General features: G+C 67.1%; 17 protein-coding genes. 3 read left to right on the forward strand and 14 right to left on the reverse strand.

Annotated elements, in window-relative coordinates; all coding sequences use genetic code 11:
- Positions 1-27: 27 nt before the first annotated feature.
- From ACT54L_RS16605 to glyA, 4 genes are all read right to left on the reverse strand, one after another.
- Positions 28-639, reverse strand: coding sequence for a riboflavin synthase (locus ACT54L_RS16605; RefSeq protein WP_476086751.1), 612 nt, complete (start codon positions 637-639; stop codon positions 28-30).
- A gap of 99 nt (positions 640-738) precedes the next feature.
- On the reverse strand, positions 739-1,896 hold the full coding sequence (gene ribD / locus ACT54L_RS16610; protein WP_476086752.1) for a bifunctional diaminohydroxyphosphoribosylaminopyrimidine deaminase/5-amino-6-(5-phosphoribosylamino)uracil reductase RibD: 1,158 nt from the start codon (positions 1,894-1,896) through the stop codon (positions 739-741).
- On the reverse strand, positions 1,893-2,369 hold the full coding sequence (gene nrdR / locus ACT54L_RS16615; protein ID WP_476086753.1) for a transcriptional regulator NrdR: 477 nt from the start codon (positions 2,367-2,369) through the stop codon (positions 1,893-1,895). Before nrdR ends, ribD begins: the two co-directional genes overlap by 4 nt.
- A 36-nt stretch (positions 2,370-2,405) precedes the next feature.
- Positions 2,406-3,719 carry a serine hydroxymethyltransferase gene (glyA, locus tag ACT54L_RS16620; RefSeq protein WP_476086754.1) on the reverse strand — a complete coding sequence of 438 codons (1,314 nt, stop codon included), beginning with the start codon at positions 3,717-3,719 and terminating at the stop codon, positions 2,406-2,408.
- Positions 3,720-3,959: 240 nt separating this feature from the next.
- On the opposite strand from glyA, the gene ACT54L_RS16625 reads away from it, so the two are divergent.
- Entirely contained in the window at positions 3,960-5,084 is a 1,125-nt protein-coding gene (locus tag ACT54L_RS16625) for a hypothetical protein (RefSeq protein WP_476086755.1), read from the forward strand.
- 69 nt (positions 5,085-5,153) lie between these two features.
- On the opposite strand, the gene ACT54L_RS16630 is transcribed toward ACT54L_RS16625, so the two are convergent.
- Genes ACT54L_RS16630 through exbB form a run of 3 tightly spaced genes read right to left on the reverse strand, consistent with a single transcriptional unit; the run spans position 5,154 to position 7,195 of the window.
- Positions 5,154-6,008 (reverse strand): energy transducer TonB, encoded by an 855-nt coding sequence (locus tag ACT54L_RS16630; RefSeq protein WP_476086756.1) that lies wholly within the window; start codon positions 6,006-6,008, stop codon positions 5,154-5,156.
- Complete coding sequence (exbD, locus tag ACT54L_RS16635; protein WP_476086757.1) at positions 6,005-6,445, reverse strand: TonB system transport protein ExbD; 441 nt, start codon at positions 6,443-6,445, stop codon at positions 6,005-6,007. The genes ACT54L_RS16630 and exbD overlap by 4 nt, the downstream gene beginning before the upstream one ends.
- A 15-nt stretch (positions 6,446-6,460) precedes the next feature.
- Positions 6,461-7,195: a tonB-system energizer ExbB gene (gene exbB, locus ACT54L_RS16640; protein ID WP_476086758.1), complete on the reverse strand. Its 735-nt coding sequence runs from the start codon at positions 7,193-7,195 to the stop codon at positions 6,461-6,463.
- An 832-nt stretch (positions 7,196-8,027) separates the two neighbouring features.
- Between exbB and ACT54L_RS16645 the strand changes: the two genes are divergently transcribed.
- Together ACT54L_RS16645 and ACT54L_RS16650 are read left to right on the forward strand one after the other, a co-directional pair.
- Positions 8,028-8,420, forward strand: a complete 393-nt coding sequence (locus ACT54L_RS16645) for a DUF2946 family protein (RefSeq protein ID WP_476086759.1) — start codon at positions 8,028-8,030, stop codon at positions 8,418-8,420.
- A 129-nt stretch (positions 8,421-8,549) separates the two neighbouring features.
- Positions 8,550-10,652 (forward strand): TonB-dependent receptor family protein, encoded by a 2,103-nt coding sequence (locus ACT54L_RS16650; RefSeq protein WP_476086760.1) that lies wholly within the window; start codon positions 8,550-8,552, stop codon positions 10,650-10,652.
- Positions 10,653-10,718: 66 nt separating this feature from the next.
- Here ACT54L_RS16650 and metG read toward each other — a convergent pair whose 3' ends face one another.
- The 7 genes from metG to ACT54L_RS16685 form a co-directional block, all read right to left on the reverse strand.
- A complete protein-coding gene (metG, locus tag ACT54L_RS16655; RefSeq protein ID WP_476086761.1) occupies positions 10,719-12,269 on the reverse strand; it encodes a methionine--tRNA ligase in 1,551 nt (516 codons plus the stop codon).
- Between the two features lie 132 nt (positions 12,270-12,401).
- Positions 12,402-13,424, reverse strand: a complete 1,023-nt coding sequence (locus ACT54L_RS16660) for a DNA polymerase III subunit delta' (RefSeq protein WP_476086762.1) — start codon at positions 13,422-13,424, stop codon at positions 12,402-12,404.
- On the reverse strand, positions 13,421-14,086 hold the full coding sequence (gene tmk, locus ACT54L_RS16665) for a dTMP kinase (protein WP_476086763.1): 666 nt from the start codon (positions 14,084-14,086) through the stop codon (positions 13,421-13,423). The genes ACT54L_RS16660 and tmk overlap by 4 nt, the downstream gene beginning before the upstream one ends.
- Complete coding sequence (locus tag ACT54L_RS16670) at positions 14,083-15,333, reverse strand: D-alanyl-D-alanine carboxypeptidase family protein (protein ID WP_476086764.1); 1,251 nt, start codon at positions 15,331-15,333, stop codon at positions 14,083-14,085. The genes tmk and ACT54L_RS16670 overlap by 4 nt, the downstream gene beginning before the upstream one ends.
- Entirely contained in the window at positions 15,317-16,315 is a 999-nt protein-coding gene (locus ACT54L_RS16675; RefSeq protein WP_476086765.1) for a septal ring lytic transglycosylase RlpA family protein, read from the reverse strand. The genes ACT54L_RS16670 and ACT54L_RS16675 overlap by 17 nt, the downstream gene beginning before the upstream one ends.
- 373 nt (positions 16,316-16,688) lie before the next feature.
- Complete coding sequence (locus ACT54L_RS16680) at positions 16,689-18,554, reverse strand: TRAP transporter large permease (protein ID WP_476086766.1); 1,866 nt, start codon at positions 18,552-18,554, stop codon at positions 16,689-16,691.
- 123 nt (positions 18,555-18,677) lie between these two features.
- On the reverse strand, positions 18,678-19,694 hold the full coding sequence (locus tag ACT54L_RS16685; protein WP_476086767.1) for a TRAP transporter substrate-binding protein: 1,017 nt from the start codon (positions 19,692-19,694) through the stop codon (positions 18,678-18,680).
- Positions 19,695-19,707 lie beyond the last annotated feature (13 nt).

Genomic DNA, 19,707 nt, shown 5'->3' on the forward strand with positions numbered 1-19,707 from the left:
TCTCTCCTCGATCCGCGCTGACGGGTACTAGCCTCTGGGAAACTCCGCAAGCCGCGCCGCGTAGCGGGCCATCAGATCCACTTCCAGATTTACCATGTCCCCCGCCTTGGCGGACCCCCAGCTGGTGACCGCCAGGGTGTGGGGAATGAGCAGGCAGGTGAAACGGTTGCCCTCCACCGTATTGACCGTCAGCGACGTCCCATCGAGGCAGACCGACCCCTTGGCGGCAATGAAGCGGGCCAGATGGTCCGGCGCCTCGAAGGTGAAGCGGCTGGTCTCGGCAAAGTCCTGCCGCTCCACCAGCGGAATCGCCGCGTCCACATGGCCGGTCACCAGGTGCCCCCCCAGTTCCGCCCCCATGGCCAGCGCCCGCTCCAGATTGACCCGCTGCCCCGCCTGCCACGTGGCGACCGTGGTGATGGCGAGGGTCTCGGGAGCGGCATCGAACGTGAAGAGCGCCCCGAGCGGTCCCCCGCCGGTCGCCGAGGTCACCGTGAGGCAGACCCCCGAGCAGCAGATGGAGGCACCGATCTCGACACCTTCCGAAGGGTAATGCGAGGCGAGGGTGAGGGTGCGGACCTCGTTATGGGCGCGCACCTCGGTCAGAAGGCCGAGGTCGGAAACAATGCCGGTGAACATGGCGCACTTCCGCTCTGAGAAGAAGAAATTCGCCGGTCTTTTCGACCATTTCAGCTGGTATGTCGATGCGCCTCAGCGCGCACCTGCCGTGCGCGGCATTCAGCGCCGCACCAGCCGGACCATGCGGTCCACACCGAAGCTTGCCTCCTCCACCCGCACGAAGCCGACCGGCTCCAGCAGGCGGCCGAGCGGCTGGCCCGGCAGGGCATCGAGGGCGAAATCCCCAAGCGGAACAGGGGATTGGAAGACGGTAACCTCGTCCACGAGCCCGGCGTCCAGTAGCCCCGCCGCCAGGTGCGGCCCGCCTTCCACCATCACGCGGGTCACGCCCAGCAGGCCCAGCAGGTGCAGAACGGCGGAAAGGTCAAGCCGACCCCGCGCACCGCGCGGCACCCGATAGACCTCAACTCCTTGATCCACCAACGCTTTCTCATTATCGGCCGAGGCATCCTCGGCACAGATCACCCAGAGCGGCACCTGCTCCGCAGACCCCACCAACCGGGACGCCAAGGGCAGCCGCAGATCCCCGTCCAGCACCACCCGGACCGGCGAGCGGCCCTCCTGGCCCGGCAGGCGACAGGTCAGGAGAGGGTCATCCGCCAGGGCCGTGCCGATGCCGACCAAGATCACATCGGTCCGCGCCCGCAGGCCGTGGACCTTTTCGCCGGCTTCGGGACCCGTGATGGCGACCGGCGCGGGGCCGGGGAGTCCCACCTTGCCATCGGCGGAAACTGCCATCTTTAGAAGCAAATGCGGGCGGCCGCGGGTGACCCGGCTGATATGGCCGGCATGATCGAGTAGCGCCTGCTCGGCCCCCACCCCGACGGTAACCCAGATGCCCGCCGCCCGCAGACGGGCGACGCCGCGCCCCTTCACCCGGCGGTCCGGATCCTCGATGGCGGTCACCACCCGGCGGATGCCGGCGGCAACCACCGCATCGGCGCACGGCGGGGTGCGGCCAAAATGGGAGCAGGGCTCAAGGGTGACATAGAGGGTCGCTCCGCGCGCCGCTTCGCCGGCCTGGGCCAAGGCGAGCGGTTCGGCATGGGGGCGGCCGGCTGGCGCCGTTCCCGCTTCACCAAGGATTTCAGGGCCTTGAGGGGTGTGGCGGACGACAACGGCGCCCACGGACGGGTTCGGCCAGGTGCGCCCCAGACCGGCCTGACCCACCGCCAGGGCGCGGGCCATGAGCCGCTCGTCTTCCTGCGGGGTGGTGACGGGGTAAGGCTCCGGGCGACGGAGCCCCTCCTCTCTCACTCGACGCCCCGAGGCGGTTCGCCCTGGTGGCCGAGCTCGCCCAGAAGGCTCTCGAAGTCCTTGGCTTCCCTGAAGTTCCGGTAGACCGACGCGAACCGCACATAGGCCACGTCGTCGATCTGCTTCAGGCCCTCCATGACCAGTTCACCGATGGTCTCGGAGGTGATCTCGGTTTCGCCGAGACTTTCCAGCTGGCGAACAAGGCCGGAGAGCATGCGCTCCACGCGCTCGGTTTCCACCGGCCGCTTGCGCAGCGCGATCTCCACCGAGCGGGCCAGCTTGTCTCGGTCGAACGGCACCCGCCGGCCGGACCGCTTCACCACCATCAGCTCGCGCAGCTGCACCCGCTCGAAGGTGGTGAACCGCCCGCCGCAATCGGGGCAGACCCGACGGCGGCGGATGGCGGTGTTGTCCTCGGTGGGTCGGCTGTCCTTCACCTGGGTGTCCAGGCTGCCGCAATAGGGACACCGCATGGTACCTCTCCCGCTCCGGTGTCCGTGGTCCGGCGATCAGCCGTAGATGGGGAAGCGGTCGAGCAGCGCGCCGACCTTCTCCCGCACCGCGGCTTCCACCAGGCTGTCCTCGTCGACGCCCTTCTGGGAGAGGACTTCCAGCACTTCGGCGATCATGTCGCCCACCTGCTGGAACTCCTTCACGCCGAAGCCGCGCGTGGTGCAGGCCGGCGTCCCCAGGCGGATGCCGGAGGTCACGAAGGGCTTCTCGGGGTCGAACGGGATGCCGTTCTTGTTGGTGGTGATGTGGGCGCGGCCGAGCGCGATCTCCGACACCTTGCCGGTGAGGCGCTTGGGACGCAGGTCCACCAGCATCACATGGGTGTCGGTGCCGCCGGAGACGATGGCGAAGCCGTGGCCGCGCAGGGTTTCCGCAAGCGCCTTCGCGTTTTCCACGACGTTCTTCGCGTAAAGCTTGAATTCGGGACGCAGCGCCTCGCCAAACGCCACCGCCTTGGCAGCAATCACATGCATCAGCGGGCCGCCCTGGATGCCGGGGAAGATGGCCGAGTTGAACTTCTTGGCCAGTTCCTCGTCATTGGTCAGGATCATACCGCCGCGCGGGCCGCGCAGGGTCTTGTGGGTGGTGGTGGTGACCACATGGGCGTGGGGGAACGGGCTGGGATGCGCGCCACCCGCGACCAAGCCGGCAAAATGCGCCATATCCACCATGAGCTTGGCGCCCACGCTGTCGGCGATTTCGCGCATCTTGGCGAAGTCGATGACGCGCGGATAGGCCGAGCCGCCGGCCACGATCAGCTTGGGCTTATGCTGGTCGGCGAGGCGGGCGACCTCTTCATAGTCGATGCGATGGTCATCCTCGCGCACCCCATAGGGCACAGCGTTGAACCAGCGGCCGGACATGTTCACAGGCGAACCGTGCGTCAGATGGCCGCCGGCGGCGAGGTTCAGGCCAAGATAGGTGTCGCCGGGCTGGAGCAGAGCGAAGAACACGCCCTGATTGGCCTGGCTGCCGGAATTGGGCTGCACATTGGCGAATCCGCAATTGAACAGCTTCTTGGCCCGCTCAATGGCAAGATTTTCCGCCACGTCCACGAACTGGCAGCCGCCATAATAGCGCTTGCCCGGATAGCCTTCGGCATACTTGTTGGTCAGCACCGAGCCCTGGGCCTCCAGGACTGCGCGCGACACGATGTTCTCGGACGCGATCAGCTCGATCTCGTTGCGCTGGCGACCAAGTTCCGCCGTGATGGCGGCAGCGATATCCGGGTCGCTGTCGGCCAGGCCGGCAGAGAAGAAGCGGTTGTTTTCCTCCGTAACGGAGGAATGGTTCGCGTCGAGCGAGGCCATTGGCGGTCTCCGAAGTTCCGGCGCGATCCTTAACAGATGACCGCGATTTCCGGGCAGGCGGGTCGATTATCACAGGGCGGCCGCCAAGTCCAAAGCTGCGCCAAGTCCAAGGCTGTGCCACGCGCAAATCTCCCGCGCGCCGCGCAGGGGTGCCCCGAGCGTGCCGGCGAATGGCTTTGCTCCCTGCTCGCAATTTGGCAAGCCAGCGCCAATCATGTGGGCCAGCAACGGGGAGAATGCATGCGTGCGATCAAGATGCTGGAGCGCTTCATCTTCGGTGCACCCCTCTGGATCTATCTGCTGGCCCTGAGCGCGGCCGCCTTGGTGCGGACCGGTGTCTGGTACATCCCCAACATCAGCTATTCCCAGATCCTGGCGCAGAACCCTTTCAACAATCCGTTTGAAGAGGCGAAAGCCCATTACATCGTTTGGAGTTGGCTCGGCTCATTCCTGGCCTGGGCTGTCGGCGCCAGCGGTCCTCTCGCCTTCTATCTGCTTCATCTGGGTTTTTCGTTGGCCTTCATCGCCATCATCGTGGGGCTGTGCCTGCGCGCGTTGCCGCGCGACGAGGCCCGCATCGCCATCCTGGCCTTCTTCGCCCTGCCCGCATCCACCACGGCCCTGTTCTGGGTGAGCTATGATTCGCTGACCCTCCTGCTGATGGCTCTGGCCCTGGCCACGCGCCGCTGGCGCCTTGCTCCCCTGGTGTGCGGGGTCGGCCTTGGGCTGCAGAATTTCGAGCAGGGGACCTTATCCATGGGCGTGCTCTTCGTCGCACTCGCCCTGCGTGGCCACACGTGGCCGCCCGTTCCGGCCGGGCCGCTGTTTGCCCTACGCGTGTTGGCCGGCGCCGTGCTGGGAAAGCTTGCCCTGGTCATGATCTTCCACCTGGCCGGCGTCGAAGTGAATTCGGGGCGGCTTTATTATCTCCAGTCGGAGATTGGGAAATTTGCGGCCACCGCGGCCCTCCACGTCCATGTGGTGGTCTGGTCGACCCTGGGCGCCGGATGGCTGGTGGCTGTGCGCTATGCCGACCTCGGACGCGTGTCCCTTCCCTTCTTTCTCGCCCTGGCAGGCGCGGTGATGGTGAGCGCCATCAGCGACGACCAGACGCGGGTGGTGGCCATCATTGCCTTTCCCCTGGTGGCCCTGCATTGGCTGCTGGACCGCAACTTCCTGTCCACGGTCACGCGGACACAGGCGGCTGTCCTGTTGCTGGTCTTCCTGTTGGTGCCCTGGACCTGGACCTGGGGCGGCAAGCCCATGTGGTCGGTCTTCCCCTATGACGTGGCCTATCTGTTGAACACCGCCACGGGATGGCCGCCGCTGCCGCGCGACCTTCTGCCTCTCTGGCCCTTCCGCTGATTGGGACGACGCGACCCGGCTCGCGGAAACAAATCCGACGAAACACAGCGTTAGAGCGCTGAAAGCGATCTAGCGCTGATCGAAATTCACCGGAACCGTGAAGGTGATGGTCCCACCCGGCACTTCCGGTGGCGGTGCCGGCAAGGGCGAGGCGCGGTGGATCATGTCCAGCACCTCGCCGTCCAGCACGGCTGAGCCGGTGGACGACAGGAGGGAAGCGCCCACCACCTTGCCCGCCCGGTCGATGGTGAAGCGCAGGCGTGCCGTGCCTTCCTCCCGCCGGGCGCGCGCTTCGCTGGGATAGCGCTTGTGGCGGTTGATGTGGGCCATGACCGAGCTGCGCCAATTGGCCGGCGCCACCGAATTGCTGGCGGATGCGCCGCTGGTGGGCGCCGCCATGGCATTGGCCTGGGCCGCGTCCGAGCGCGGCGCGGCACTGGTCGCAGGCGCCGGCGGCTTGCGGCTCGCCTTCGGCTTGGGATTGGGCTTTTCAACCGGCTTTGGCGGCGGAGGCGTCTCCTCCACCTTCTTCTCCGGCTGGGGAGGCGGCAGCAAGGCCTCCGCGAGGGCCGCCGGCGGCGGGGGTGGCAGCAATTCCTCCAGCGGCTCCACCAGCTCCGGCTGGGGCGGCGGCTGCTCCGGCTCGTCCTGCGTGTCGGGAGCATCCTTCACCGGGTCCGGCGCCTGGGTCATTTGCGGCCCGGGCGCCACATCCTCCACCTCGGAGGGCGGCGCCACCGGCATGGGTGCCAGCTCGATCATCAAGGCTGCCGCAGGCGGGTCGGATGCGGTTGGCGCAGGCCAGTGCACCGCCAGATAGACGCCACCGACGTGAGCGGCCAGAATCACCGCGCCGGCCAGCAGCCAGCGACTGGTTGAATGCCTCCCGCCCGAGTGCCCGTCATACCAGTGGATGGCGCTCACTGGGGTGCTCCACCGGCGGCAGGCACCCCTTCCAGGCCAACCAGGGCGATCTTCAGGTAGCCGGCGTTCCGCAGGAGGTTCATCACCTCCATCACGTCGCCATATGGCACCGCCTTGTCGGCGCGGACGAAGACGCGCTGCTGGCGATCACCGCTGGTAGCGGCGTCGAGCACCCGGCCGAGGCCATCCCGCGGCACCGGATCATTGCCCAGGGAGAGGCCAAGGTCCGACTGAACGGTCAGGAACAGCGGCTTGTCCGGGCGCGGCTGGGGCTGCGCGGTGGAGGCCGGCAGGTCCACCGGCACGTCCACCGTGGACAGCGGGGCCGCCACCATGAAGATGATAAGCAGGACCAGCATCACGTCGATGAAGGGCGTGACGTTGATCTCGTGGGTCTCCGGCAGATCTTCGCCGCCGAGGTCGAGCTTGGCCGCCATGGGTTGAGGCTTTCCTTACTCGGCGGCAGCCCGCAGGTGGGACACCGGGCGCCCGTGGGCGCGGTCGAGATCTCTCGACAGATGCCGCATGACCTCGGCGGAGGTGTCCGACAGCTCGGCCTTATAGCCGGCGATGGCACGGGCGAAGATGTTGTAGATCACCACGGCCGGAATCGCGGCCACGAGGCCGATGGCGGTGGCCAGCAGCGCTTCGGCAATGCCCGGCGCGACCACCGCCAGATTGGTGGTCTGTGCCTTCGAGATGCCGATGAAGCTGTTCATGATGCCCCACACCGTGCCGAACAGGCCGATGAAGGGGGCGGTGGCGCCGATGGTGGCGAGGATGCCCGTGCCGGTCATCATGCGGCGGGCAGCGGCCGCCTCGATCCGGTTGAGCGCAATGGCCACCCGCTCCTTCACACCCTCCGCCGGGAGAGCGCGGGACGCGTCCAATTCGGCGGCAGCGGCGCGCACCAGCGTGCTCGCGGGATCCCGCGCCCCCGAGGGCAGGGCCCGCAGCACGCCATCAAGGCTGGCCGCTTCCCGCAGGGCGCGCAGGATGCCGCGCACCTTGGCCTTGCCTAGGGCCAGCTCAATGGACTTGGCGAGCCACACGGTCCAGGTGGCGACGGAGGCAAGGGCGAGCCCCACCATCACGATCTGCACCACCAGGGCGGCGGCCATGAACATGCCCCAGGGCGATAGATCGTGGGGCAGCAGGGCCGTCGGGTGATCTGTCGGCGCGGCCATGGCCATGCCGAGTGCGGGAGGCGCGGCATTGGCCGGTGCCGCGGCCGGCGACGGCGCCAAGGGAGCGGTGGCAGTGGCAGGGGCAGGGGCAGGGGCGGAACCCACTGCGGGGCCAGGTCCCGCCACCGTTGCCGCCGGCTCGACGGGTGCCGCCGGTGGGGCGGGATGCGCCGCATGCGGGCCGGCGCCGGCCGGGGTTGGCTTGGCGGGCGCAACCGGCGCTGATCCCGCCTGCGCGGCGGCGGAGGAGGTTGCGGGCGTCGTCGTGGAAGCCGGCGCGGCCTGCGCCCAGGCGCTGGACCCGCCGCCGAGGCCAAGGGCCGCCATCACGGCGAGAATCGGGAGCCATCGGGGACATACCGAGGGCATGCCCGAACTATCGCGTGTCGTCATCGCGTCACCGGCTTCAGAAAATGGCTGAGTTGGCTGGCGATCCCGCGAGGGGACGATGCTGGCTAAGGGGACTTATACCCCGAGTTTCCCGCCCGCGTTAAGTCTTTTTGCATCGCACCCCACTCGGGAGCGTCCCACACTTGCCGCAGAGCTGCCGCAATCCCCTTCCCCTCCCCGTCGGTCATGGTAGATTGCCGCAGTGGCATGCAGGCGCACCTCTTCCACGAAAGGTTTGCGGGACAACGCGAATCGGGTGGTGGCGCAAGCACAGGACCTTCACCACACAATTCGGGCGCAGTTCGTCGAGCTGGGAGCTGCGGGGCGGGAAATGACAGGCCGGAGCACGGGGGCGCGCAGAGAGCAGAAGGCGAAGCGGCCGAGCGGTGGCGTCGGTCTTTCGCGCGCGCATTTGGGCCGCGCCTTCAGCCTTCCGGGGGTCATGCAACGCCGGCCCTGGACCAAATGGTCGGTCTGCTCCTGGTCGGTGTCCTGGGGCCTCGCGTATCTCCTTCTCGCCCAACTGGTCCTGTCCGGTTTCGCGGCGGGCGCGGCGATGGCTGCGCGCGCGCAGGCCGACGCCCCCGCCGTCTGCACCGGCCTTTCAGAGGGGCCGGCCCAGCAGGACCAAGCCCCCCATCGTGCGCCGCATTGCCTGCTTTGCCCGCAGGCCGGGCATACACCTTTCCTGCCCACCGTGCCGGGCCTACCCACCCCCGTCTCAGTTTACGGGGCGGCCACGGTTGTGGTGCCCCAACCGGCCGAGCCGCGCCTGTGGGCCATCCGTGAGGGCGCCCGCACCCGTGCCCCGCCGGCCATTCTGCCCGCGGCCTGAAGCCATCTTTCCGCCATTGCATCGGCTTGTCGGCAGGCGCCTGTGTGCGCCGCCTCGGGCCATGCGCGCCATCCTTTTCCCGCTTTCCACGCCCCGCCTGGCCGTCTGCCGGGGGCGCCAGGATTTACCATGCCCCCTCGCCTCCCCTTGCCCGGAACCGGCGCGCTGCCTCGTGCCCTGATGGCGGCTCCGGTCGCCGCCCTGGCCCTGCCCGCCCTTCCCTCCGTCGCCAGCGCACAGGAAAGCCATTACGAACTGCCCGTCATCTCCATCAATGCCGGGCAGGATGGCAGCCTCACGGTCCAGTCCTATCTCCAGGCGCAACAGACCATCGACCTGACCCCCGGTGGCGTGGAAGTGGTGCCGGATACCCAATGGCGCGACACGCCGGCGGTGACCATCAAGGACATGCTGGACTATGTGCCCGGCGTCTTCGCCCAGCCGAAATGGGGCGAGGATACGCGCCTGTCGATTCGCGGGTCCGGCATTTCCCGCAACGCCCATTTGCGCGGCATCCAGCTGTACCAGAACGGCATCCCGCTCAGCAGCGCGGACGGCAGCGGCGACTTCCAGGAGATTGATCCCACGGCGTTCCAGTATGTGGAGGTCTTCAAGGGCGCCAATGGCTATCAATACGGCGCCAATGCGCTGGGCGGAGCCATCAATTTTGTCTCGCCCACGGGGCGCAGCGCGCCGGGCAGTGAGGTTCGCGTCGATGGCGGTGCGTTCGGCTTCGGACGCATTCAGGCCAATGTGGGCGGCGTGAACGGTCCCTTTGATGGCTTCATCACCGCCTCCTATCTCAGCCAGGACGGCTTCCGGCAGCACTCCTCGGGGGAATCGGTGCGCGGCAGCGCCAATTTCGGCTGGCAGCCCTCGTCCACCTTTGAGACGCGCTTTTATCTGAACGCCACCGACGTGCAGCAGGACATCCCCGGCGCGGTGTCCAAAACGGTGGCTCTCAATTCGCCCCAGACGGCCAACCCCACCAATGTGGCGCTGGATTACGAGCGCAACATCCAGGCCTTCCGCGCCGCCAACAAGACGACCTTCATCCTGTCCGACACCACCAAGCTGGATGCGGGCCTTTACTACAACAACCGCTCCCTCGTGCATCCCATCTTCCAGGTGCTGGACTATGGCTATGAGGAATACGGCGCCTTCACCCGCATGGTCGACGAGCGTATGATCGGCGGTTTCAACAACCGCCTGGTGATGGGCGTGAATTTTGGCACCGGCAACGTGGATGCCCAGCGCTATACCAATGTGAGCGGCAATTCCGGCAAGCTTGTCTATCGGTCCACCGACGAGGCCACCACGACGACCCTTTATGCCGAGGACAATTTCTACCTGACCAAGGACTTCGCGCTGGTGGGCGCCTTCCAGTATGTCAATGCCAGCCTCAACCGGGTCGCCTATCTCGGCACGGCATCCGGCGGCAACGACTATCAGCTCTTCCTGCCCAAGGCCGGCTTCATTTGGGAGCTGCAGGCCAATGCGCAGCTCTATGGCAACGTCTCGCGATCCGGCGAAGTGCCGACCTTCTCGGAACTGACCAATTTCGCCGTTGGCGACATCGCCAATCTGGAAGCCCAGACCGCCACCACGGTGGAAATCGGCACCCGCGGCCAGACCCCCACCTTCAACTGGGATGTCTCGCTTTATCGCTCCTGGGTGCAGAACGAGCTGCAATGCCAGGACACCGGCATCCTGATGGGCCTGACCTGCACGGTGGTGAATCTCTCGAGCACCATCCACCAGGGCATGGAAGTGGGCGCCAACTGGCAGGTCGGCAAAGGCCTGTGGACCAATGGCCCGGTCTCGGACAGCCTGTGGCTGAACCTTGCCTACACCTATTCGGATTTCTTCTTCGACAATGATCCGGTGTGGGGCAACAACCAGCTTCCGGGCATTCCGCGCCACTACATCCGCGCCGAGCTGCTCTACAAGCATCCGAGCGGCTTCTATGCGGGCCCCAACGTGGAATGGGTGCCCTTGGCCTATTATGTGGACGATGCCAATACGCTGAACACCTCGCCCTATGCCCTGCTCAACTTCCGCATGGGCTATGATCCCGGCGGGCGGTTCTCGGTCTATATGGACGCCCGCAACCTCCTGAACGTGAACTATATCGCCAGCGTCAACGTGACCGGGCGTGCCAGCCCGAACCAGGCCCTGTTCGAGCCCGGCAACGGGCGGGCCATCTATGTGGGCGGGCGGATGACGTTCTGATCCCCTGAACGCAGCAAGGCCGGGCGCGAGCCCGGCCTTGCCGGAAATGGACAGCGGCGGGAGGCGTCAGGCCTCCGGCTCCACATAACGCGGAAACACGCCCACCGGCGCCGGCAGCGTGATGGAGGGCGGCAGGCGGCCGGTGGCGCCGAGGCGGGCGAAGATGCGCTCGTCCTCGGGCAGCGCCAGCAGATCGAGGAGGCGGGCCGCACTCGCCGGCATGACCGGCTGGGCGAGAATGCCGATCTGGCGGATCACTTCCGCCGTCACCCACAGCACCGTTGCGAAGCGCGCCGGGTCCGTCTTGCGCAGCGCCCAAGGGGCCTGGGCGGCGAAATAGCGGTTGGCGTCCGCCACCACGGCCCACACGGCGGCCAGATAATGATGGATCGCCTGGATCTCCATGGCTTCGCGCGCCTTTTCCAGCATGCCGTCGGCGGCGGCGAGGATGGCCTCGTCCTCCGGCGAGAGCGGGCCGGGCTCCGGCACGATGCCGTCGAGATTCTTGGCGACCATGGAGAGGGAGCGCTGGGCGAGGTTGCCCAGATCATTGGCCAGATCCGCATTCATGCGGGTGACGATGGCCTCGTGGCTATAGGAGCCGTCCTGGCCAAACGAGACCTCCCGCAGGAAGAAATAACGCACGGGGTCGACGCCATAGGCGGCCACGAGGTCGAACGGATCGACCACATTGCCCACCGACTTCGACATCTTCTCCCCGCGATTGAACAGGAAGCCATGCCCGAACACGCGCTTGGGCGCGGCAAGGCCGGCGGACCACAGGAAGGCCGGCCAATAGACCGCGTGGAAGCGCGTGATGTCCTTGCCGATCACATGCAGGTCGGCCGGCCAATAGGTGCGGAACAGCTCGCCCTGCGTATCGGGATAGCCGAGCGCGGTGATGTAGTTGGTCAGCGCATCCACCCACACATACATGATGTGCTTGGGATCGCCTGGCACCGGAATGCCCCAGTCAAAGGTGGTTCGGGAGATGGACAGATCCTGGAGCCCGCCCGCCACGAAGCTCACCACCTCGTTGCGGCGCGCCTCGGGGGCGATGAAGTCGGGATTGGCGGCGTAATGGTCCAACAGGCGCTGCTGGTAGGCGGACAGGCGGAAGAAATAGCTCTCCTCCTCCACCCATTCCACCGGCGTGCCCTGGGGGCCGAGGCGCACGCCCTGGTCGTTGAGCGTGGTTTCGTCCTCGGCGTAATAGGCCTCGTCGCGGACCGAATACCAGCCGGCATAGGTGGACTTGTAGATGTCCCCATTGGCCTGCATCCGCTCCCAGATGGCCTGGGCGGAGCGGTGGTGGCGGGCTTCCGTGGTGCGGATGAAGTCGTCATTGGAGAGGCCGAACGCCTCCACCATGGCCTGGAAGCGCGGAACGTTGCGCTCCAGAAGTTCCTGCGTGGTCAGCCCCGCCTTCTGCGCGGTCTGGAGCATCTTGATGCCGTGCTCGTCCGTGCCGGTGAGAAAGCGGACGTCATAGCCGTCCAGCCGCTTGAAGCGGGCGATGCAATCCGTGGCGATCGCCTCATAGGCGTGGCCCATGTGGGGCACGCCATTGGGATAGGCGATGGCGGTGGTGATGTAGAATGGCGTCTTGGACGACATGGCAGACCAATCGAAGGCCTCGCCGCCTGCGGCCCGAAGAACGCTCGCCACCGGCCCGGAGCCCCGGCGCACCGATGGGTCGTCGCGCCGGATGCAGGGCCGGCGGATCGCGCGGACCTTGCCCTTCCGCCGCTAGCGGGCCGCCTCAGCGAGGGCGGTGAAAATGCGGAACACGAGCGCCTTGCGATCGAGATTGAACGTATCAGCCTCGGCGCCCGCGCGTCGCACCTTCTCCCACACCTCGGACAGCCGGACAAGGCGCCCGCGGTCATGGCCGCCCGAGAGGGTCTGCGCGGCCACCCAGTCGGTCACGGCTTCGATGAAGAGATCCAGGCCGCCGGCCCGGTCGCCCTGGAGGCGCGCGCCGAGGCCGTGCAGATCCTCCGGGCGCACCTGGGGCAGCTGGTCCAGGAGGCGCTGCGTCGCCACCCGCACCTCCAGCCCCTCCCCCCGCGCCAGCACCAGGGCCCGGCGCACACTCCCGCCGGCGGCCGCCGCGGCCGCGGGCAGCGCCGCCTCATCCAGCTCCGCGTCCTGCTTGAGGTCGTCGAGGGCGGAGAGCACGTCCGGCTCGTGCAATTCCCGAAGGCGCAGGAGCCGCGTGCGGGAGCGGATGGTAGGGAGCACCCGGCCAGGCGCATGGCACACCAGCAGGAAGAGTGCGCGGGGCGGCGGCTCCTCAAGGGTCTTCAGCAGCGCATTGGCACCGAAGGCATTCAGCTCGTCCACCGCGTCCACGATGCAGACCCGCCAGCCGCCCGACGCGGCCGTTGAGCCGAAGAAGGGCCGCACCTTGCGCACCATCTCAGCCGGGATGACGGTGGGGATCTTGTCCTCCCCGCTTTCCGCCGCCCGCCGCAGCACCAGCAGATCGGGATGGGACATGGCCGCCACCTGGCGGAAAACGGGATCGCGCTCGGACACGAAGAAATCGTGCTGGTCCGGCGCCGCCCGCCCGCCCGCGAGCACAAAACGGGCGATGCGATAGGCCAGCGTAGCCTTACCAATCCCCTCCGGCCCACCGATCAGGAGCGCATGGGGCATGCGTCCGGCGCGCCAGTCAGCCATGAGGTCCGCCTCGTGGGCGGCATGGCCGAACAGATGGGCGCGCGTGCGCGGATGGGGCGCGCCGGCCAGCACATCGCCTTCGCTCATGCGTGCGCCTCCAGCGGCAGCGTCAGGCCAAGCCGGGATTCCAGCGCAGCGCGGATGTCCTGCCACACCAGATCCGCGGTGCGGGTGGCATCCACCACCACATAGCGGTTCCCATCATCCCGCGCGAGGGCGAGAAAGGCAGCGCGCACGGCGGTGTGGAAGGCGAGGCCCTCCCGCTCGAAGCGGTCGGCGGCGGCACCTTTGCCGCGCGCCGCGGCGCGCTCCAGGCCGATTTCCGGCGGCACGTCGAGGATGAAGGTGAGATCCGGCCGCAGCCCCGGAGCGGCCACGCGCTCAAGCGCGGCGAGAAAGCGGAGATCGACCTTTCCGACTGCGCCCTGATAGACGCGGGTGGAATCCATGAAGCGGTCGCATACCACCCATTTGCCCCCATCCAGCGCCGGCCGGATGGTGTGGTCCACATGGTCGGCCCGCGCCGCGGCAAACAGCACCGCCTCGGCGTCCGGTCCGAACGGCTCGGCGGCACCGGACAGAAGCACCTCGCGCAAACGCTCGGCACCGGGCGACCCACCCGGTTCGCGGGTTGTCACGACCTCGCGGCCGCTCCTCCGCAAGGCGTCCGCAAGACGCCGCACCTGGGTGGACTTGCCCCCGCCCTCCCCACCTTCCAGGGTGAGGAAGCGGCCCCGTGTGACGGTCATTTCTTCAGCTTGGCCATCAGCTGGTTGGTCAAGTCGCGCGCGGTGTCGCCGACGGTGACCGTCGCACCATCGAGCGCCCGCTGCCAGAGGGTGCCGACCGTCACTTCGGACGTGGTGACGAGGGGGATCTCCAACACTTTCATCTGGCCGCGCATGATCTCCAGCTTTGCCACCTCGGTGCCCTTGGCAATGGGCGCGCGCAGGGGCGAGGTGTAGCTCACGCGGGAGACGATCTTGTCCGGGGTGTTGCGCGGCAGAAGCAGCATGACCGGCTCGCGCGGCGCAATCCCCACCGAGCCCACGTCGCCGCCGAACACATTGGCCCGGCCGAGCTCGGTATCCGCCGCGAAAAGCTGGCGATACTCGAAGGAATGGAATCCCCATTCCAGCAGCCGCTTGGCCTCCTCAAGCCGTTCCTTGTCGGTCTTGGCCCCCATGACCGCCACGATCAGGCGGCGATTGGCTTGAAGGGCGGAGCCAACAATGTGGTACCCAGTGTCCCGCAGCCAGGCCGCCTGAAGCCCGTCCGCCCCGACCCCGGCATTCAGCAGAGGGTTGCGGTTGCGCTGCTTGATCTTGCTCCACTCGATGTCCGGCACCGAGAACAGCGGATAATATTTGGGGAAGGTGCGGATCACGTAGCGCGCCAGCTGCGCCATGTCCTTGGCGGTGGACACCTGGTCCGGATCGGCGAACCCCTGGGCATTGCGGAACGAGGAATTGGCAAGGCCGATGGCGCTGCCCAGCTCGTTCATCTTCATGGCGAAGGCCGTCTCGGTGCCCGAGACGCCTTCAGCCAACGCGATGGCCGCGTCATTGCCGGACACCGTGAGGGCACCGATCAGCAGGTCTTCCACCCGCACAGGCTTGTTCACCTCGGCGAACATGGCGGCACCGCCCGAGGGTCCGCCGCCGCGCCGCCAAGCATTCACCGAGACGGTGAAGGGCGTGTCGGGCGTGATCTTGCCGGCTTGCAACTCGTTGAAGACCACGGCCGCGGTCATGATCTTCACCAGGCTGCCGGGCGCCATGCGCCGGTCGGCATCCTTCTCGAACAGAATGGCGCCGGTGGAGAAATCCACCAGAATGGCCGAGGGCACGGGGGTTTGGAATGTGCCCTGCGCGGCGGCAGGGGTGGCCTCGGCCATCAGCCCGAGCGCGGCGACAAAGAACAGGCCCGCGCCGGCGAGCCGGGCGCGGGCCTTCTTGAAGAGGCTGCGATGGTTCAGATCAGCGTCCTGAGGCATAGGCTGGAACACCCGCATAACCAAGGCCGGACACCGGCTGGGCGCCCACGGCCCAGCCCGACGCGACCACCGTGCTCCGCGGCTGAGGCGCCGGCTGCACTGCCTGGAAGGCCGTCTGCGCGCTCTGGCGAGCGGCAGGCGCGGAGACTGTCTCGGCTGTCTGGACGGGGGCGGTCTCGATATTGGCCGCCTGCCGCACCGGCTCGGCGGCCGACGAGGCCGGCTCGCCGTCCTGGTGGCCCAGGTCATAGGGGCGCTGCAGCGGGAAAGGCACTTCTCCGTCGTCGGACTTCGGCGGCATCACGCGGGGAAGCGAGGGCACGAAGGGCGCGGCAGAGGCCACCATGACAGCGGAATTGGACGGCACCTGGGCCGGGCCGTCATCGCGCAGCGTAGCGGCCAGCTTGCGGTCGTCAGACCCGTCCAGCGGCGCGCGGCCCACATATTCCACGCGCACCTTGGCGATGCCATTGCTCTTGAAGCCGAGCAGGTCGGCCGTGGCGTGGGATACGTCGATCAGGCGGTTGGAATGATAGGGACCGCGATCATTCACGCGGACGATGATGGACTTGTTGTTCCGCAGATTGGTCACCCGCACATAGCAGGGCATGGGCAGGGTCGGATGGGCTGCGGAGATGGAGGCCCGGTCAAAGACCTCGCCATTGGCAGTCAGGCGGCCGTGAAAATCGTCGCCATACCAGGAAGCGATGCCTTCGGAGACGTAGTTGGGGTCTTCCTTAGGCACATAGGTCTTGCCGGCGATCTGGTAGGGCTTGCCCACCCGGTAGGTGCCGCCACCCTTGGGAACCGCCTCCCCGTCCGCCACCACACGGGGGCTGGCCGAAACGCCGTAGCGGGGATCGATGGTGCTGCCAAGCTTATTGGCGCCACTGCAACCGGCCAGAGCCAGGCAAAGAATGGCGATACCGACGGAACCGCCGCCGAGGCGGTTTTGGGATCCGATCTGATGCTCGCGCGTCATGTCCGTCCTGTCCAGTTTCGTCGCCTATGCCGCAGGCACCCGGCGACTCAAGGACCGTTGCCAATATGGCACGGCACCGTCCGAATGAACACAAGAGTGACATGGAACCCGGCAAAAATGCGGCAAGCCTGTGGCCATGGTTAACAGTATGTAATGAATCGTGTGCTGGCGCGGGTTTGCCCAACCTGCCCCAAGCCGCTTTCCCCTAAGGGAAATCTCGCTCGATCCGCGAATGCGGTGCGTGATGCGGCAAAAGGGCCTGCGCTCCGGCGGCGTGCCACGCTTCTGCCAATAGCCCTCCCCGCCCCCCCTTGGAAAGGGCCGGCGGGGAACGCTCTTAACGCTTTCTTACTTTCCCGCTCCGGGCCGGCGCTCACAGATAGCCGATGGACAGCCAGGGCACGGCGGCGATCACCAGAAGGCCGACGAACAGGGCCACCAGATAGGGCCAGATGGCGCCGATGGCCTCGTCCGGCGAGACATTGCCGATCTTGCAGGCCAGGTAGAAGCCGATGCCGATGGGCGGCGTCATGAGGCCAATGTTCATGGCCGTCACGATGACCATGGAATAGTGCACGTCATTGATGCCGAGCTTGCGGGCGATGGGATACATGAGCGGCGCCATCAGCACGATGGCGGGCAGCCCTTCCAGCACGCAGCCGAGCACCAAAAACAGCACCACCGACAGGGCCAGGAAGGTGATCCACCCGCCGGGCAGAGAGGCCATGAAGGTGGCCAGCTCCTGCGCGATGCCAGCCTGCGTGATCGCCCAGGCCATGGAGACGGCCGTGCCGAGGATCATCAGGATGGCGCCGGTGAGCGCGGCCGTCTCCACCAGCATGCCGTAGAAGGTGCGCAGCGAGATGCCGCCATAAAGCACCACGCCCACGAACAGCGCGTAGACCACGGCAATGGTGGACACCTCCGTTGCCGTGGCCACCCCGCCCGAGACCGCGCTGCGGATGAGGAAAGGCAGGACGAGGGCCGGGGTCGCCACCAGGGCGGCGCGCAGGATCAGCTTGCCCGGCGCGCGCGTCACGCCATGCATGTCCTCCTTGCGCGCCTTGATGCGGGCCAGCGCCGCCAGAACCGCCAGCAGCACCATGGCCACCACAAAGCCGGAGGTGAAGAGCGCGGCGATGGAGACCCCTGCCACCGATCCCAGCACGATCAGCACGATGGAGGGCGGCACCGTGTCCGCCATGGCCGCTCCGGTGGCCAGAAGCGCGATCATCTCCCGCGGGCTATGCCCGCGCCGCTTCATTTCTGGGAACAAGGCGGGGGCGACGGTGGCCATGTCCGACACCTTGGACCCCGATATGCCGGAGACCACGAACAGCGAGCCCAGCAGCACATAGGACATGCCCGCCCGCACATGGCCGAGCAGGGAGGCGAGGAAGTCCACGATGGCCTTGCCCATGCCCGTGGCATCGAGCACGCAGCCCAGCAGCACAAACACCGGAACTGACAGCAGGATGAGGCCGGACATGCCCTCGTCCATGCGGCCGATCATGACGAAGATGGGCACCCGGGTGGCGAAAGCGAGATAGCTCAGCGTGCCCACCCCGAAGCAGAAGGCGATGGGAACGCCCGCCGCCAGGGCACCCGCCACGAACACCACCAGGAAGAGGACGATGGTGATGTTGCCGGCGCGGATCAGGCTCGGTGCAGAAAACCACAGCACCACGAACAGGCCGGCAATGATGGCCAGCGAAGCCGCGATATCCACCACATGCGCCCGCCGCACCGCGCGCGCCACCGCGATGGCAGCCATGGCGCAGATCCCCACCGGCAGGGCGGAGACGCGGAAGCTGTTGGGAATGTTGAGGGCGGGCGTGGTCACATACCACTCCTCGACCATGTAGTCATAGGCCGGATAGACCAAGGCCAGGAGGAAGGCCGCCACCACCAGGAGGGCGAAGGTATCCACGAAGCGCTGCCAGCGCGGGGGCAGCGCATGGAGGAACAAGGTCAGCCGCAAGTGCTCGTTGCGGTCCAGGGCGATGATGGAGCCCAACATCGCCAGCCACAGGAAAGAGATGGACGCCGCCTCGTCGATCCAAACCACGGGCAGCGAAAACAGGTAGCGCGAGAGCGCGCCCACGAGCAGCAGGCCCACCACCGTCAGCAGCAAGGCGGCGGCGAGCCATTCCACCGGCTTCAGATAGCGCGACCCCGCGCGCGGCTCGTCGGTCTCCGCCAGCACAGGCAAGGAAGTGTCGTCGAATGCGGATGCCATGGTGGTCTGCCCGTCCTAACGGAATGCCCTTGGGTCATCTTGCAGGCGCACGAATCCGCCGGGAGACAAGACTCCCGGCGGTAGCCGGGGCGCCTGCCGACGCCCGGCCGTCTCAGAACGCCCTCAGAGTTTGCCGGCGTATTTTTCGAGGATGGTCCAGGCCTCGTCGCCATACTTGCCCTTCCACTCGGCATAGAAGCCAGCGGAGCGGAGCTTGTCGCGGAAGCTGTCCACCTTGGGCTCGTTGAAGGCGAGGCCCTTGTCGGTGAGCTCCTTGCGCAGGTTGGCGTTCAGCTGGGCGACGTCCGCCCGTTCCTTGACGCCCGCCTCATTGATGTTCTTGGCCACGATGGTGCGCAGGTCCGCCGGCAGGGCCTCCCAGGAGCGGCGATTGGCCAGGAACCAAAAGCCGTCCCACATGTGGTTGGTCAGCGAGCAGTATTTCTGCACTTCGTAGAGCTTGGCGGTGGCGATGATGGCGAGCGGGTTCTCCTGCGCGTCCACCACCTTCGTTTGGAGCGCCGTATAGACCTCGGCGAAATTGATGGAGGCGGGCGAGGACTCGAACGCCTTGAACATGGACGTCCAGAGCGGGGACACCGGCACGCGGATCTTCAGGCCCTTGAGGTCCTCGGCGGTGGCGATGGGCTTGGTGGACGTGGTGATCTGGCGGAAGCCGTTGTCCCAGATCTTGTCCATGGCCACGATGCCGGCCTTGGCGATCTGCCCGCGCACATAGGTGCCGAGGTCGCCGTCCATGGCCTTCCACACGGTGTCATAGTCCGGGAAGGCAAAGCCGATGCCGCTCACCGAGGCATTGGGCACCAGGGTGGAGAGGATCAGCGGCGACAGGGTGAAGAATTCCACGCCCCCGGAGCGCAGCTGGCTCAGCATGTCGGTGTCGCCGCCAAGCTGGCTGGACGGGAAGATCTTGATCTCCACGCGGCCATTGGTCTGCTGCTTGATGGCCTCGGCCATCTCGTTCGCCCGCACGTTCATGGGGTGGGTGACGGGCAGGTTGTTGGCGTACTTGTAGGAAAATTCGGCGCTCTGGGCGCGGGCCACGAACGGCGCGCACACGCCCCCCACCAGCGCACCCGCGGCACCCGCCTTCAACAACGCGCGACGGCTCAACGACATGTCATGCTCCTCC

The sequence above is a fragment of the Aquabacter sp. DMC10 genome, from assembly GCF_056314145.1.